Annotated in this window: 13 protein-coding genes; 8 read left to right on the top strand and 5 right to left on the bottom strand. The window is 62.6% G+C overall.

Annotated elements, in window-relative coordinates:
• Positions 1–64: 64 nt before the first annotated feature.
• Positions 65–3,190: a multidrug efflux RND transporter permease subunit gene (locus tag AC097L_RS14750; protein ID WP_479587213.1), complete on the top strand. Its 3,126-nt coding sequence runs from the start codon at positions 65–67 to the stop codon at positions 3,188–3,190.
• On the top strand, positions 3,180–4,550 hold the full coding sequence (locus AC097L_RS14755; protein ID WP_479587215.1) for an efflux transporter outer membrane subunit: 1,371 nt from the start codon (positions 3,180–3,182) through the stop codon (positions 4,548–4,550). Before AC097L_RS14750 ends, AC097L_RS14755 begins: the two co-directional genes overlap by 11 nt.
• Positions 4,551–4,684: 134 nt before the next feature.
• On the opposite strand, the gene AC097L_RS14760 is transcribed toward AC097L_RS14755, so the two are convergent.
• Positions 4,685–5,320 (bottom strand): DUF6806 family protein, encoded by a 636-nt coding sequence (locus AC097L_RS14760; RefSeq protein WP_479587217.1) that lies wholly within the window; start codon positions 5,318–5,320, stop codon positions 4,685–4,687.
• Between the two features lie 387 nt (positions 5,321–5,707).
• On the opposite strand from AC097L_RS14760, the gene AC097L_RS14765 reads away from it, so the two are divergent.
• Positions 5,708–6,040: a hypothetical protein gene (locus tag AC097L_RS14765; protein ID WP_479587220.1), complete on the top strand. Its 333-nt coding sequence runs from the start codon at positions 5,708–5,710 to the stop codon at positions 6,038–6,040.
• 14 nt (positions 6,041–6,054) lie between these two features.
• Here AC097L_RS14765 and AC097L_RS14770 read toward each other — a convergent pair whose 3' ends face one another.
• Complete coding sequence (locus AC097L_RS14770; protein ID WP_479587222.1) at positions 6,055–6,276, bottom strand: hypothetical protein; 222 nt, start codon at positions 6,274–6,276, stop codon at positions 6,055–6,057.
• Between the two features lie 118 nt (positions 6,277–6,394).
• Here AC097L_RS14770 and AC097L_RS14775 point away from each other — a divergent pair, with 118 nt between their 5' ends.
• Entirely contained in the window at positions 6,395–7,321 is a 927-nt protein-coding gene (locus tag AC097L_RS14775; RefSeq protein ID WP_479587224.1) for an alpha/beta hydrolase, read from the top strand.
• A 163-nt stretch (positions 7,322–7,484) separates the two neighbouring features.
• Positions 7,485–8,834, top strand: coding sequence for an amino-acid N-acetyltransferase (gene argA / locus AC097L_RS14780; protein WP_479587340.1), 1,350 nt, complete (start codon positions 7,485–7,487; stop codon positions 8,832–8,834).
• Positions 8,835–8,957: 123 nt separating this feature from the next.
• On the opposite strand, the gene AC097L_RS14785 is transcribed toward argA, so the two are convergent.
• Positions 8,958–10,568, bottom strand: coding sequence for an HD-GYP domain-containing protein (locus tag AC097L_RS14785; protein ID WP_479587226.1), 1,611 nt, complete (start codon positions 10,566–10,568; stop codon positions 8,958–8,960).
• Positions 10,569–10,819: 251 nt separating this feature from the next.
• On the opposite strand from AC097L_RS14785, the gene AC097L_RS14790 reads away from it, so the two are divergent.
• From AC097L_RS14790 to AC097L_RS14800, 3 genes are read left to right on the top strand one after another with little or no spacing between them, the layout of a single operon-like run.
• A complete protein-coding gene (locus AC097L_RS14790; protein ID WP_479587229.1) occupies positions 10,820–11,539 on the top strand; it encodes a PDC sensor domain-containing protein in 720 nt (239 codons plus the stop codon).
• A 12-nt stretch (positions 11,540–11,551) separates the two neighbouring features.
• Positions 11,552–12,724, top strand: a complete 1,173-nt coding sequence (locus AC097L_RS14795) for a GGDEF domain-containing protein (protein ID WP_479587231.1) — start codon at positions 11,552–11,554, stop codon at positions 12,722–12,724.
• Positions 12,721–13,617: an aldose 1-epimerase gene (locus AC097L_RS14800; protein ID WP_479587233.1), complete on the top strand. Its 897-nt coding sequence runs from the start codon at positions 12,721–12,723 to the stop codon at positions 13,615–13,617. Before AC097L_RS14795 ends, AC097L_RS14800 begins: the two co-directional genes overlap by 4 nt.
• A gap of 71 nt (positions 13,618–13,688) precedes the next feature.
• On the opposite strand, the gene AC097L_RS14805 is transcribed toward AC097L_RS14800, so the two are convergent.
• Together AC097L_RS14805 and AC097L_RS14810 are read right to left on the bottom strand one after the other, a co-directional pair.
• On the bottom strand, positions 13,689–14,357 hold the full coding sequence (locus tag AC097L_RS14805; protein ID WP_479587235.1) for a Rossmann-fold NAD(P)-binding domain-containing protein: 669 nt from the start codon (positions 14,355–14,357) through the stop codon (positions 13,689–13,691).
• Complete coding sequence (locus tag AC097L_RS14810; protein ID WP_479587237.1) at positions 14,354–15,289, bottom strand: SDR family oxidoreductase; 936 nt, start codon at positions 15,287–15,289, stop codon at positions 14,354–14,356. Before AC097L_RS14810 ends, AC097L_RS14805 begins: the two co-directional genes overlap by 4 nt.
• Between the last annotated feature and the right edge of the window lie 40 nt (positions 15,290–15,329).

Genomic DNA, 15,329 nt, shown 5'->3' on the forward strand with positions numbered 1-15,329 from the left:
GAATGCGTATCTGCACCGAGGCGCGCCACTGCGGAAATAGGGATCTGACCCCTATTGTTTTCCCATGAATTTCTCCGCCCCCTTCATCCACCGCCCCATCGCCACCACCCTGCTCACCCTGGGCATCGCCATCGCCGGGGTCATCGCCTTTCTGCTGCTGCCCGTGGCCCCGCTGCCGCAGGTGGATTTCCCTACCATCTCGGTATCTGCATCGCTGCCCGGTGCCAGCCCCGAGACCATGGCGGCCACGGTGGCAACACCTTTGGAGCGGGCACTGGGGGCCATTGCGGGGGTGACGGAGATGACCTCCAACTCGTCGCTGGGCAGCAGCCGGGTCACCCTGCAGTTTGACCTGAACCGCGACATCAACGGTGCGGCGCGGGATGTGCAGGCAGCCATCAACGCGGCCCGCACCCTGCTGCCCAGCGGCATGCCTAGCAACCCCAGTTACCGCAAGGTGAACCCGGCCGATTCGCCCATCATGCTGCTGTCGCTCACCTCCGACACGCTAACGCGCGGCCAGATGTACGACGCGGCCTCTACCGTGCTGGCCCAGCGGCTGGCGCAGATCGACGGCATTGGCCAGGTCAACATCGGCGGCGGTGCGCTGCCTGCAGTGCGGGTGGAGCTGGACCCCAACAAACTGGCGGCCAACGGCATTGCGCTGGACACCGTGCGCCAGACCATCACCAGCACCAATGCCAACCGGCCCAAGGGCGCGGTGGAAGACGGCACGCGCAACTGGCAGATCGGTGCCAACGACCAGGCACGCACCGCAGCCGAATTTGCGCCGCAGATCATTCGCTACAAAAATGGTAGCGCAGTACGCATGCAGGACGTGGGCCAGGTGCTCGACAGCGTGGTGGACGTGCGCAACTATGGCGTCAGCGACGGTAAACCGGCGATTCTGCTGATTCTGTTCAAACAGCCCGGTGCCAACATCATCGACGCGGTAGACAAGGTGCGCGCCCTGCTGCCGCACCTGCAGGCCTCCATTCCGGCCGCCATCCAGCTGCAGGTGGTGATGGACCGCACGCCCACCATCCGCGCCTCGCTGCGCGAGGTGGAGCGGGCGCTGGCCATCTCCATCGGGCTGGTGGTGATGGTGGTGTTTTTGTTCCTGCGCAATGCCCGTGCGGCACTGATCCCCAGCGTGGCCGTGCCGGTGTCGCTGGCGGGCACGTTTGGCGTGATGTACCTGCTGGGCTATACGCTGGACAACCTGTCGCTGATGGCGCTGACGGTGGCCACCGGCTTTGTGGTGGACGATGCCATCGTGGTGCTGGAGAACGTGACACGCCACATGGAGCGCGGTAAATCGGCCGTGCAGGCAGCGCTGGCGGGCACGCGGGAGATCGGCTTTACCGTGGTGTCCATCAGCCTATCGCTGATTGCAGTGTTCATCCCGATTCTGCTGATGGGCGGCATCGTGGGGCGGCTGTTCCGTGAATTTGCGGTGATTCTGTCGGCCTCGATTCTGGTGTCGATGGTGGTGTCACTGACCACCACCCCGATGATGTGCGCGGCGCTGCTACGGCAAGCCCCCGTCCAAAAGGAACCCAGTCGCCTGGCGGTATGGGCGGGTCGGCTGCAAAAGCGCCTGCTGCGCGGCTACCGGCGCTCGCTGGCCTGGACGCTGCGCCACCAGCCCATCGCCCTGGTGGCGCTGCTGTGCGTAGTGGCCTTGAACGTGCATTTGTATGGTGCTATTCCCAAAGGCTTTTTCCCGCAGCAGGACACGGGGCGGGTCAACGGCAATATCCGCGCCGACCAGAGCACATCCTTCCAGTTCATGCAGCAGCGGCTGGTGCGCTTTATGGACGTGGTGCGCACCGACCCGGCCGTAGAGAGTGTGACCGGCTTCACCGGCGGCGGCCAACGCAACACGGCCAATATGTTCATGACGCTCAAACCCCTGGCCCAGCGCGACGTATCCGCCGACCAGGTAGTGGCCCGGCTGCGTACCAAGCTGGCGCACGAGCCGGGTGCCAATCTGTTCCTGGTGCCGGTGCAAGACATCAACATCGGCGGCCGCCAGGCCAACGCCCAGTACCAGTACACCTTGCAGGCCGACGACCTGGCCGACCTGCGCGCCTGGGAGCCGCGCATCCGCCGTGCCCTGTCGCAACTGCCCGAGCTGGTGGATGTGAACAGCGACCAGCAAGACAACGGCCTGCAGACCTCGGTGGTGATGGACCGCGATGCCATGGCCCGCCTGGACCTGAGCGTCAGCACCGTAGACACCACGCTGAACAACGCCTTCGGCCAGCGCCAGGTGGGGGTCATCTACAACCCGCTGAACCAGTACCGGGTGGTGATGGAGCTGGCGCCGGAGTTTTTGCAAAATGCCGAGTCGTTGCGCAAGCTGCTGTTCACCTCCAGCACCGGCGCGCAAGTACCGCTGGCGGCCTTTGCCAAGGTGGAGCTGACCAATACGCCGCTGTCGGTCAACCACCAAGGCGGCACGCCGGCCAGCACGGTCAGCTTCAACCTGCCGCTGGGCGTGTCGCTGTCGCAGGCTACCGAAGCAGTGAATAACGCGGTGGCCGAATTGGGCGTGCCGGTGTCGGTGCGCGGCAGCTTTGCGGGCACGGCGCAGGCGCTGAAAAGTTCGTTGAACAGCCAGCCGCTGCTGATTCTGGCGGCCATCGTCACTATCTACCTGGTGCTGGGCATTCTGTACGAGAGCCTGATCCACCCCATCACCATCCTGTCCACCCTGCCCTCGGCGGGTGTGGGGGCCCTGCTGGCGCTGGAGGCCTTCAACACCGAGTTTTCCATCATCGCGCTGATCGGAGTGATTCTGCTGATCGGCATCGTCAAAAAGAACGCCATCATGATGATCGACTTTGCCATCACCCGGCAACGCAATGCGGGACAACGCAACGCAGGCCAAGTCACCGCAGCGCAAGCCATCTACCGCGCCGCCCACCTGCGCCTGCGACCGATTCTGATGACCACTGTTGCCGCCATGCTGGGTGCCGTGCCGTTGGCCGTGGGCCACGGCGACGGGGCCGAGCTGCGCCAGCCGCTGGGCATTGCCGTGGTGGGTGGCCTGGTGCTGAGCCAGCTGCTCACGCTCTACACCACGCCCGTGGTCTATGTCAGCATGGACCGTTTGCGCGCATGGGGGCACAGCCTGCGCTGGCCCGCCTTTCATTCACTGCGGAGGGCCAGCGATGCTGCCTAAATTAACCCCCTGGCTGGGCTGGGCGCTGTTGCTTAGCGCCTGCAGCACCACGCCACCCTACCAGGCTCCCAGCGCGCCCGCCACGGCCAGCGCCTTCAAAGAAACCGGCCTGTGGCACACCGCCAATCCACAGGCCGCTGCCGTGCCGGACGACTGGTGGCAGCTGTTCAACGACCCTGTGCTCAACGGCTTGCAAACCCAAATGGGCCAGAACCAGAACCTGCTGGCCAGCGCCGCGCAAATCCGCGTCGCACAGGCCGCGTTGGGCAGCAGCCGTGCGGCCTTGTCGCCCACCCTAGGCGCGGGCCTGGCAGCCACCCGCAGCGCTTCACCCACTGCGGGAGTCGCCAACAGCGTGGCCCTGACTGGCAGCGCCAGCTGGGAACTGGACCTGTGGGGGCGGCTCTCGAGTGCGGTGACCGGCGACCAGGCCCGTGTGCAGGCCAGCCAGGATGATTGGGCCGCGGCCCGCCTGTCGCTGCAAGCCACGGTGGCGCAAACCTATTTCTCGCTGCGCGCCGCCGAAGCCCAGTCGGCCCTGCTGGAGCGCAGCGTGCAGGCCTACCAGCGCTCTTTGGAACTGACGCAGAACCGTTACCAGGGCGGAGTCGCCTCGGCCGACGACGTGGCGCAGGCGCAAACCCAGCTAAAAACCACTTCGGCCCAACGGATCGAATCCGATAGCTCCCGCGCCCAACTGGAACACGCGCTGGCCGTGCTGCTGGGCCTGGCACCGTCCGAATTCAGCCTGGCGCGCACCGCGGTTCTGCCTGCCACGCCGGACGTGCCCGACCAACTACCGGCCAAGCTGTTGGAGCGCCGCCCCGACATCGCAGCGGCAGAACGCCGTGTGGCCGCGGCCTACGCGCAGATCGGCGTGGCCAAAGCCGCGTTCTTCCCGGCGCTGACACTGTCGGCCAGCGCCGGGTACAAGGGAAGTAACTTGGCGAACCTGGTCAGTGCGCCGAATCTGCTTTGGTCGGTGGGGCCCGCGCTGGCGTTGGCGGCGTTCGATGGTGGCCTGCGGCAGTCGAATGTGGATTCCGCCCGGGCCAGCACCGATGCCGCCACCGCCAGCTACCGCCAAACCGTGCTGACGGCGCTGCAAGAGGTGGAAGACAACCTGGTGATCGTAGGCAGCCTGCAGCAGGAAGCCGCGCTGCAAACCGAAGCCCTGGCCGCCGCCAGGCGGTCTTTGGAGATTGTGAAAAACCAGTACCAGAGCGGTACGGTGAGCTACCTGAACGTGGTGGTGGCGCAGGCCACGGCGCTGTCCAGCGAACGCAGCCTGCTGGACGTGCAAAACCGCCGTTTGGCGGCTACCAACCAGTTACTGAAGAATATTGCCGGGCGCTGGTAGCTATGGCTTACCCCCAGGCTACCGTGCTGCGCACTTTCCGCTAACCCCTTGCAGGGGGCGATACCAGTGGCCCGGCAAAGCCGGGGCCAGCTATCTCTGAAAAATACAGGGCGACTTTTGCACCCTAGCTAGGATCAGTGCAGGTGGCGCGGACGGCGACCGCCGCCGCCGTGGCCACCGGCTCCACCAGAACCGCCAGGGCCACGGGGCGGCTTACCCAGCTCCAGCGAGTTCACCAGGGCATCAAAGCGCTGCGTGAATAGCTGGTCGATCTCGCGCACGATGCCGTTGAGTTCGGACGCGTCGAAGTGGCGCTCCATCATGTTGATGACATCCTGCACCAGCAAATCGCGCTGCACCTGCATGATGGCCGCAGGCGTGGGGCCGACGAACAGCATCATGAAGTCGTCGCGCGAATCGTCGGTGGCTTCTTCGTCTTCTTCGTCAAAGTCGGTGTCGTAGAAGGTGATCTCAATAGACGCACCGCGTTCGGCCAGCTCGTTCAGGCTCATGCACATCTCGTCCAGCGCCTGCTTGAAATCTTCGTCGCCCGGCACCGTCCAGCACATTTGCAGCATGTGCTCGGGCGCATCGAACTGGATGCCCGGCTCTTCTTCGTAGGCGCTGCCTGCGGCATCGGCCAGGGACTTGGCCCCGGCATACTTCCACAGCGGCTTGAGCGCGTCCTGGACTTGGTGGAACGTGACATCGGTGCGCAAAGGCACTTGGCCGTGCACATGGATTTCAAAGGGGGCGTTGTAACGGGGCATAGGGAGATAGTAGGCGCTTTTGACAGGGTTGAAAACCAGCGCTCGGACCAGAGCCACAAAACCTTTTGGAATCAGCCAAAAGAAAAGTGCCTCCGTCTGTGGTGGATTCGAAGCCGACTGATTTTACGTGCACTGACAGAGGCGGCCAAACGCGGCTAGCGTGAAAAGTGTGCCGGTTGCCCAACCCATCAATTTATAATGTTTTAGCTTTCTAGCGCATACAGATTCTAGGCATATAGCTATTATTTTAGTAGCAATCTAAAGTTTATGCAACCTGACGCGCCAGGGCGCTTAAAAGCGGCACCTGCGTACTTGGCCGTGCGAAGTTGTCCTACAGCCGCATTGGTTCAAATTGGGTGAAATAGGTGCTTGTCTCTGGAGAAATCTATGTCCGTTACTTTTTTGAAAAAACTGTCTTTGCAACGCGGCCACGTGTATGTGTCCAATTCACTGGAAATTGACCGCGTGATCGACCTCAAGCGTGCCGGGTGGTTGGACGCCGAAGTTGGTCCGTTTTTGAAGGGCGGACAGACCTCCAAACCACCGCTTTTTGCCATCGTGCGCGGGCTGACACAGGAGGGATGGGACGAACTGGAGCGGCTGGATGGACCGGACACTTCACCCACATCGGGCTGGGACCAACTGGTCAGTCTTACCAAACGCAGCCTTCCGCACTTCAAATCCCGCAACATCGACAGCAGCTTTTTACCCAGAAATTGACGGGGCCTGGCTGCTCAGTGCGCCAGGGCTGCCACCAACGCATCGGCAGCCCGCACGGCTTCAGCGCGCGTCGGCCAGCTTATGTTGTTATCAGTCAAGGGCGGCAAGCCCTCCACGTGTACGACCTCGATGAACCATGGGCCTTCGGCAAAGTGGCACAGCTTGGCCATGTAGTGGCGGCCATTTGCCACGCCGGGCACGTATTCTTCTATCGCTTCAGGTTTCTCTTGGTCCATGGGGGTCTTTACAAAATCTGAATAAACCGGGGAAATGGGCGGGAAATAAATTTCGATTATCGCCACCGCCAGGGCACTATGGCCGCATCCAAACCCGGCTTCATTACGTACCCAGCCTATGTCTATCCATACACCCATCCACACTGGCGGCAGCATTGCCCTCACCCGCCGTCTTGGCTTGCTGGGCGCAGGCAGCGCCGTGCTGGCGCTTTTGTCCGGCTGTTCGGCCACCAAAGCGCTGGACCATTTGATTGCCCACGACACCTACCATGGCCAAACCGGCATTCCTTACGGGCCCGATCCCCGGCATATGCTGGACATTTACCAGCCCGTAGGAACGCCAATACATGGCGGCTTTCCGGTAGTGCTGTTTTTTTACGGCGGCAACTGGACCCGGGGCGAGCGTGCGGATTACCGCTTTGTGGGCGAGGCCTTGGCGGCCAATGGCATTCTGGCGCTGGTAGCAGACTACCGGCTCAGCCCGCAGGTCCACTACGCCGGACTGCTGGATGATTGCGCCCGGGCGCTGCAATGGACGCTTTCCCATGCAGCCGCGCTGGGCGGCAACCCGGCACGGGTGCTGCTGATGGGGCACTCCGCCGGCGCCTATAACGCCGCCATGCTCGCACTCGACCCGCGCTGGCTGTCGCCTCTTGGGCTGGCGCCCCAGCGCTTGGCGGGCTGGATCGGACTGGCGGGGCCGTATGATTTTTTACCGATTGGAGACCCCGAGGTCCAGGTCGCCTTCGGCTGGCCACACACGCCCGCCGATTCACAACCCATCCACCACGCGTCGGCCAAAGCCCTACCCACCCTGCTGCTTGCTGGGCGCACCGACAGCATCGTCAACACCCAGCGCAACACCGAAGGCCTGGCCCGCACGCTGCGGGCCGCGGGCACGTCTGTGGAGGTGCGCATTTTTGACGGCCTGGGCCATGTGACCACCGTGGCAGCCTTGGCCCGGCCCCTGGACTGGTTGGCACCGGTGCTGCCCACCGTGGTAACTTTTGTCAACCAGGTCCCGACCCCGCCAAAGACACCCTGACAATTGCTATTATATAAATAGCTGCAGGCGTATATTTCATCTGCGCTAGAGGCATGAAAAGCATATAAAAGCAGCCGCCCCCATCGCACCGATGGGCACGCGCTAACGGCTGCTACACTTTTCCCCCATACTCCTTGCCGTCCTGTGCGGCTGCGCGCCCATGATGACTTCCGTTTTCAACTTCACCTTTGTGCCCTGGTTCCGCTCGGTGGCACCGTACATCCACAAGTTCCGCAACCAGACTTTTGTGGTGGGAATTGCGGGCGAGGCGATTGCGGCGGGCAAGCTGGCGCACCTGGCACAAGACCTGGCGATGATTCAGAGCATGGGCGTGAAAATTGTGCTGGTGCATGGCTTCAGGCCGCAGGTGACTGAACAGCTCAAGGCCAAGGGCCACCCGCCCAAATACGCTAACGGCATCCGCATTACCGACGGTGTGGCGCTCGACTGCGCCCAGGAGGCGGCCGGCCAGTTGCGCTACGAGATCGAGGCCGCGTTCAGCCAAGGGCTGCCGAATACGCCGATGGCCGGGGCCACCATCCGGGTGATTTCGGGCAACTTCATCACCGCCCGGCCCGTGGGCATTGTGGACGGCATCGACTTTCAGCATTCGGGCCTGGTCCGCAAGGTGGACACCGGCGGCATCACCCGGGTGCTCGACATGGGGGCCATGCTGCTGCTGTCGCCGTTTGGCTTTTCGCCCACTGGCGAGGCCTTCAACTTGACGATGGAAGAAGTGGCGACCTCGGTGGCCAGCGCGCTGCAGGCCGACAAGCTGATCTTTTTGACCGAGGTGCCCGGCATCCGCATGCGGCCGGACCAGCCCGAGAGCGAAGACAACCCCATTGACACCGAGCTGCCGCTGGCTGTGGCCGAAAAGCTATTGGCCGACCTGCCCGCCGCCAACCGTCCGACCGACACCGCCTTTTACCTGCAGCACTGCGTAAAAGCCTGCAAATCCGGCGTGGAACGCAGCCACATCATCCCGTTTGCGGTAGACGGCGCGATTTTGCTGGAGGTGTATGTGCACGACGGCATCGGCACCATGGTCGTAGACGAAAAATTAGAGAGCCTGCGCGAGGCACTGGTCGACGATGTGGGCGGCATCTTGCAACTGATCGAACCGTTTGAGAAAGACGGCACCCTGGTCAAGCGCAGCCGCACCGAGATCGAACGCGATGCCGACCTGTACACCGTGGTGGAGCACGACGGCGTGATCTTCGCCTGCGCGGCGCTCTACCCCTACCCCGAAGCCCACACCGGCGAGATGGCGGCACTGACCGTGTCGCCCCAGGTGCAGGGCCAGGGCGACGGTGAAAAGGTGCTCAAACGCATCGAGCAACGTGCCCGCGCTGCCGGGCTGGACAGCATTTTTGTGCTCACCACGCGCACCATGCACTGGTTTATCAAGCGCGGCTTCGAGCAGGTGGATCCCGAGTGGCTGCCCGAAGCCCGCAAGCGCAAATACAACTGGGACCGCAAAAGCCAGGTGTTGGTGAAAAAACTGAACTAGAGCGAACACCAACTGTCTTTTCCAGAGATACCGCAGAACTGGCTTTGCCAGGCCACTGGCATCGCCCCCTGCTAGGGGGTTGGCGAAAGATGCGAAGCACTGCAGCCTGGGGGTGAGCCCAAGCTAAGCGGGAAGATCAATCTGTTCAGGGCTCAGGTACTGCTCGGCAAACTTGCGGTAGATGCCCTGGCGCATGAATACGTCGAACAGGTCGGGATCGATGTGGCCGTTTTTACTGAAACGCACCATGATCTCCAGCGCCTTGGACAGCTTCATGCGTGGCCGGTACGGGCGGTTGGCACTGGTCAGCGCTTCGAAAATATCGGCCAGGGCCAGCATGCGGGCCTGCAATGGCATTTGGTGCCGGGTCGGGCCTTGGGGAATGCCACTGCCGTCAACCCGCTCACGGCCCGTGCTGGCGTATTCAGGCACATTTTTCAGGTGCTTGGGCCAGGGAACTTGCGCCAGCATGGCCTGCGTGGCGACCACGTGTTGGTTGACGATGCCTCGCTCCTGCTCGGTCAGCGTACCGCGCGGAATGCACAGGTTTTCCAGCTCGTCGCTGCTTAAAAATGGCACTTGCACAGCGTCTGCATTGCGCCAATGGCGGCGCGTGCCGATGTCACGGACTTTGCCGAGCTGGGCATCGGTCATGCGCGACTGGGCCTGGTTCACCTCGCGCAGAAATGCCCGGTCGGCTTCGATGCCGAGCAGCGCATCTTCACCGCGTTGCTCGGCGGCGGCCTCGGCGGCGGGGTCGGTGCAGGCCCGCAAGGCGAGTTGCTGACGCAGCGTGGCGATTTCGGCATCGCGCTTGAGCACTTCAAAACGGGTGCTGATGAGCTCGATGCGATCAAACAGGGTTTGCAGCTTGGTGGCTTTGTCGGCTACGTGCACAGGCGTGGCGATCTTGCCGCAACCGTGCAGCATGCCGGCAATCTTGAGCTCGTAACGGTCGCGCTCGGTGGTTTGAAAGCTGGCATAAGGGCCGTCGGTGGTGGCATCCACGGCCGAGGCCAGCATCATGGTCAGCGCCGGCACACGGTGGAAGCGGTCACGGGCGTAGGGTGACTTGTCGTCGATCGCGGTGTTGATCAGTTGCACAAACGACTCGAACAGCGTCTCCAGCTGGGTCACCAGTTGCCGGTTGCTCAGCGCAATGGCGGCCTGCGAGGCCAGTGATTCGACCAGGCGCTGGTCGGCTTCAGAGAATGTGACAACCCGGCCCAGGCCCGGCTCCAGCGCGTTGATGAGCTGCAGCACGCCAATCACTTCGCCGTCGAAGTTTTTCATCGGTACGGTTAAAAATGACTGTGAGCGGTAGCCGGTTTGGGCATCAAACGCCTTGGTACCCGAGAAGTCGAAACCGGCTTCACCATAGGCATCGGCAATGTTGACAGTGCGGTCGTGGATGGCAGCAAACGTGGCCACCATGGTGTCGTTGAAACCGCCCTCGGCGTTGATCAATTGCAGTGGCGCGAAGTCGATGGGGCGGCCGGTGCTGCCGCCCAGAAACAGGTCCAGCGAGTTGGTGCGCATGATCTCAAAGCGCAGTGCGCTGCCGTCTTCGGTCATGCGGTAGAGGGTGCCGCCATCGGCCTGGGTGATGTTTTTGGCGGCAATCAAAATGCCTTCTAGCAGGCTCTGGGTATTGCGCTCTTTGGACAGCGCTGCTCCAATGGCATTGAGCTGATCGAGTCGGCTGAGCAGGTCGTCGACGAGGTCCATCGCCATATTTGCATTGTCCCGATTAGTGTTTTTTGTAAGCACTTGTGAACTGGGAAGATTAACACCAAATCCTGACCTGCAAGCTCACAAGAATTGCGCACCACCATATCCACCAGTGCGGGTTTATCCGCAAACCTCTCTCGTTACAATCAAGCAAGGTCACCAGTACTGGCCGTGTACCGCACGCAGTGAAGTCCATTTCCCCCCCTACCATCCCCCCTGCCCGCATGGACCGCCGTCAAGTTCGGGAGTGGCTAGTGTTGTTATTGCTACTGGCCCTGCTGGGTACTGGCGTGATCTACTGGCTGGACCGGGCCCATAGCGCCAACCGGGAGCGCGAGCGCAACCAGCTGCAAAACCAGGCCCGTGTGATCGAAGAAAACCTGGTCCGCCAGTTACAGGGGGCCAATAGCGCCCTGACCGGTGTGCGCTACGACATGTTTTATGGCGATGGCGATGCGAGTGCAACCAATGTGCAGCGCCGCCTGCAGGTACTGACCGACGCTATGCCAGGCGTACGCAACATGGTGGTGCTCAACAAAGACGGCCTGTCAGTATGGGCCAACCGCAAAGAACTGCTGGCTAAAGACTTCCATGCGCGGGCCTACTTTGCGGTTCCCCGTGCACAGCCAGATTACGCCATGCTGTATGTGTCACCTCCCTTTTTATCCATTCTGAATACCTATGTGGTGGCCTTGAGCAAGGCGTTTTCTGATGAACAGGGGCAGTTTGCCGGGGTGGTCCTGGCGGCACTCGACCCCGACTATTTCGATATCGTGATGCGCTCGGTAATTTACGCTCCCGACATGGCCGTCAGCCTCGCCCATGGCGATGGCAAGGAATTTCTCTTCGCCCCGCCCGACAAGATTCCGAACATCCCGCGCGAAGAGAATCTGAACGTTGCAGGCTCCTTGTTTCGCCAGCATGTGGATTCGGGCCAGGCCAGCAGCAACTTGATTGGCACGTCGCAACGCTAGAAGGATGAACGCATGGTGGCCATACGCAACATCCTGCCCCCCGAACTGCGCATGAACAAACCGCTGACCATCACGGTCAGCCGCAATCTGGCGGCAATCGATGCGCCCTGGCGTACCGATGCGCTGGCCTCGGCCGGTGTTTTTAGCCTGCTCTGTGGCGGGGCCTGTATTGCCATGGGCTATGTACACAACCGCCGCCGGGCGCTTAAACGGGTCCATGACAGCGCGCAGCAGGCATTGGAGGAAACTTTGCGCCGTTTCGAGTTTGGCCTCAAGGGGGCGGATCTGGGCCTGTGGGACTGGGATATTCCGAACGACGCGCTGACCATCAACGAGCGCCAATGGCAGATGCTGGGCTACGCCCCTGAGGCTACGCCGCTGAAATCGGCCTTCTGGCAAAGCTTTATTCACCCCGATGACGCGCCGGCCGTGCATGCGGCCTTTTCAGCCCATGCCAAAGGTTCGGCTACAGGCTACAAGCTGGAACACCGCATGCAGCACAAAGATGGCCATTGGATCTGGGTACTCAGCCACGCCATGGTGACCGAACGCGACGCTGCCGGCCGGGCCACGCGCATCCTGGGTACCCACCTGGACATCACCGAGCGCATGCAATTCCAGGCCGAGTTGCAGCAGGCCAATACGCAGCTGGCACAGCTCAGCATCACCGATGGCCTCACCGGCGTGGGCAACCGGCGCTACTTTGACCAATGCCTGCAGTCCGAATGGGCCCGCAGCGCACGCCAAAAGCAGTCCTTGGCCCTGCTGATGATAGACATCGACCACTTCAAGCTCTACAACGACCGCTATGGCCACCAGGGCGGCGATGCCTGCCTGCGCGAAGTGGCGCGGATTTTGACCGGCTGCGTATGCCGCCCCGGCGAGCTGCTGATGCGCTACGGTGGCGAAGAGTTTGCAATTCTTTTGCTGGACACGAATGCCCAAGGTGCAAGCGTTGTAGCCCAGCGCTGCCTGGACCGCATGCGCGATGCTAGCCTGCCACATGTGGCATCGCTGGTGTCCGACTGCGTTAGCCTCAGCATTGGCGTGGCCAGCACCCTCCCAGGTCAGAATACCCTGCCCCAGGACCTAGTAGCCCAGGCCGATGCCGCCCTCTACCAGGCTAAGCACCAGGGCCGGGCCCGTTACGTCTGTGCCCCCCAAACCTTGACCGAAACTTTATGACACCGAACCTTGAATTACGTGCTGGTGAACTCATCGCCACCCTGGCCCCGGCCGTGGGCGGTGCCATCGCCAGCTTTTACAGCCAGCGTGGCAGCGAGCAACAGCACTGGCTGCGCCCCAACACGGCCCCCAACCCGGCCACACCCTGGACCATGGCCAGCTACCCGCTGGTGCCCTACGCCAACCGCATCCGCGATGGCCGCAGCAGCTTTGGCCCGCGCCCGCTGGATCTGCCCGCCAACTACCCGGACTCAATACACGCCATCCACGGCACCGCCTGGCAAAAACCCTGGCAGGTGGTCCGCCAGGGCAGCGACCACGCCACCCTGGCGCTGGACAGCCCGGCCGGTGTGTGGCCCTATGCTTTTCGCGCGGAGCAGCGGTTTACGCTGGATGCACAGACCGGCCTGACGGTAGTGCTGTCCGTCACCAACACCGACACCGTGGACATGCCGGTGGGTGTAGGCCACCACCCCTATGTGCCGCACCGCGCCGGTACGCGCCTGACCACCGCGGTAAAAGCCATGTGGGGGGGCGATGCCGAAGTCATGCCGACCACGCTGCAAACGCCCGATTTCTTGGCCGCCATGCGCAGCGGCATTGTGTTGGACACGCTGGACCTGGACAACAACTTCATCGGCTGGAACCAGCAAGCCCGCGTGGATTGGCCCGACACCGGCACCGCGCTGGTGATGACGGCACAGGCCCCGTTCGACTACTTCGTGCTGTACTGCCCCAAAGGAGGCGATATCTTCTGCATTGAGCCCGTGACCAACTGCACCGACTGGATGAACCTGGCCCAGCAGGGCCAGGGTGATGTGGGCGGCCAGTTGCTGGCACCTGGAGCTACGCTGCACACCACCATGGGCTTGCAGCCTATCTGGCCAGTCTGAAGCCAGGGCAGGCGTTATGCTATATATTTAGTAGCTACTAGCGCATACGATATATGCGCTAGAGCCTGTTTTCATCTAAAAACCAGGGCACGGATATCCGCAGTCTCCAGCACGGCCTTCGGCGCGCCGGTATGGGCGCAACGCAGCATGGCCTGGCCGATCTGGCGGGTGGTGAGCACCTGGTTGGGTAGCAGCGCGCGCAGCACGGGCAGCAGCGGCTTGAGCAGGCTGTACAAGATGCGGTAGGAACCGGTTTTGGACTGGATGCCGTCTAATGGCTGAATGATGCCGGGGCGGAACAGGTAAACCGACTTGAACGGCAGGCGCAGCAGGGCGTTTTCGGTGCGGCCTTTGATCCGCGCCCACATGCTGCGGCCTCGCTCGGTGCTGTCGGTGCCCGCACCCGATACGTAGACAAACACCATCTGCGGATTGCAACGCGACAGCACATCGGCGGCAGCCAGCGTCAGGTCATAGCTGATGTGGCTGTACTGCGCCTCGGTCAACCCGGACGATGTGGCCCCCAGGCAGAAAAAGCAGGCACCAAAGCCGGTCAGCTCGGCAGTGACCGCGCTGTAGTCCTCCATATCGGGCACCACCAGCTCGCGCAGCTTGGCGTACTGCTGGCCCAGCGGTGTGCGTCCCACGGTTTGTACCTGTGTGACGGCGGGGTCGGCCAGGCATTCGCGCAACACGCCCTGCCCCACCATGCCCGAGCTGCCAAAAATCAAAATCTTCACCGTGCGACCCCTGCAATCTGGGGCAGCCAGTGCGCCCCGGTCAATGGCTCTGATGCCGCCCACAAACGGGCTGCCACACCGGCATCCCGCGCGGGCGCAGCCACTTTGGCTAGGCGCGGTGGGCCTTTGAGCTCAAACCACCCGTCGGGGCCATAGTAGGCCCCCGCCTGCGCCTGCGGGTCTACCGCTGCAAACAAGATCGGCAGTGCACCCTGCGCCGCCGAATGGCTCACAAACGGCTGCAGCCACCGGTTGATCTGTGCCAGCAGCGGGCCCAGTTTGGGCCCGTTGGCAATCAGCTCGGTACGGGCAAAGCCTGGATGGGCCGCGTAGCTGCTCAGGGCCCAGCCTTCTTGCTGGCTGCGGCGCTGTAACTCAAAGGCAAACATGAGCATCGCCAGCTTGGACTGCCCATACGCCGCCCAGGGCTTGTAGCGGCGCTCCCACTGCAAGTCGTCAAACTGGATGGCCGCCCCACGGTGCGCAATGCTGCTCAGGTTGACCACCCGCGCCCGGCCCTGGCAAAGCAGCGGCAGCAGGCGGGCCGTCAGCGCAAAGTGGCCCAGGTAGTTGATGCCAAACTGCAGCTCAAAGCCGTCGGCCGTGGTCTGGCGCTGCGGCGGCATCATCACACCGGCGTTATTGACCAAAATGGCGATGGGCTGCGCCTCGGCCAGCAACCGGTCTGCAAAGCTGTAAACAGATGCCAGGTTGGCCAGGTCCAGCAGTTCAAACCGCACCCGCGCCTGCGGCAGCATGCGCACCAGATGCCGCACCGCCTCCACACCCTTTTGCGGATTGCGCCCGGCCAGGATGACTTCGGCCCCGGCGCCCGCCAAGGCCAGCGCGACCTCGAACCCCAGTCCCCCCAACCCGGTCACCACTACCCGCTTGCCGGTTTGGGGTGGGATATTTTGAACATTCCAATGCATCCATGCTCCTTTATGCGTGAGTAATCACGCAACTAAAATC

This window comes from Rhodoferax sp. RT5P35, from assembly GCF_056521385.1.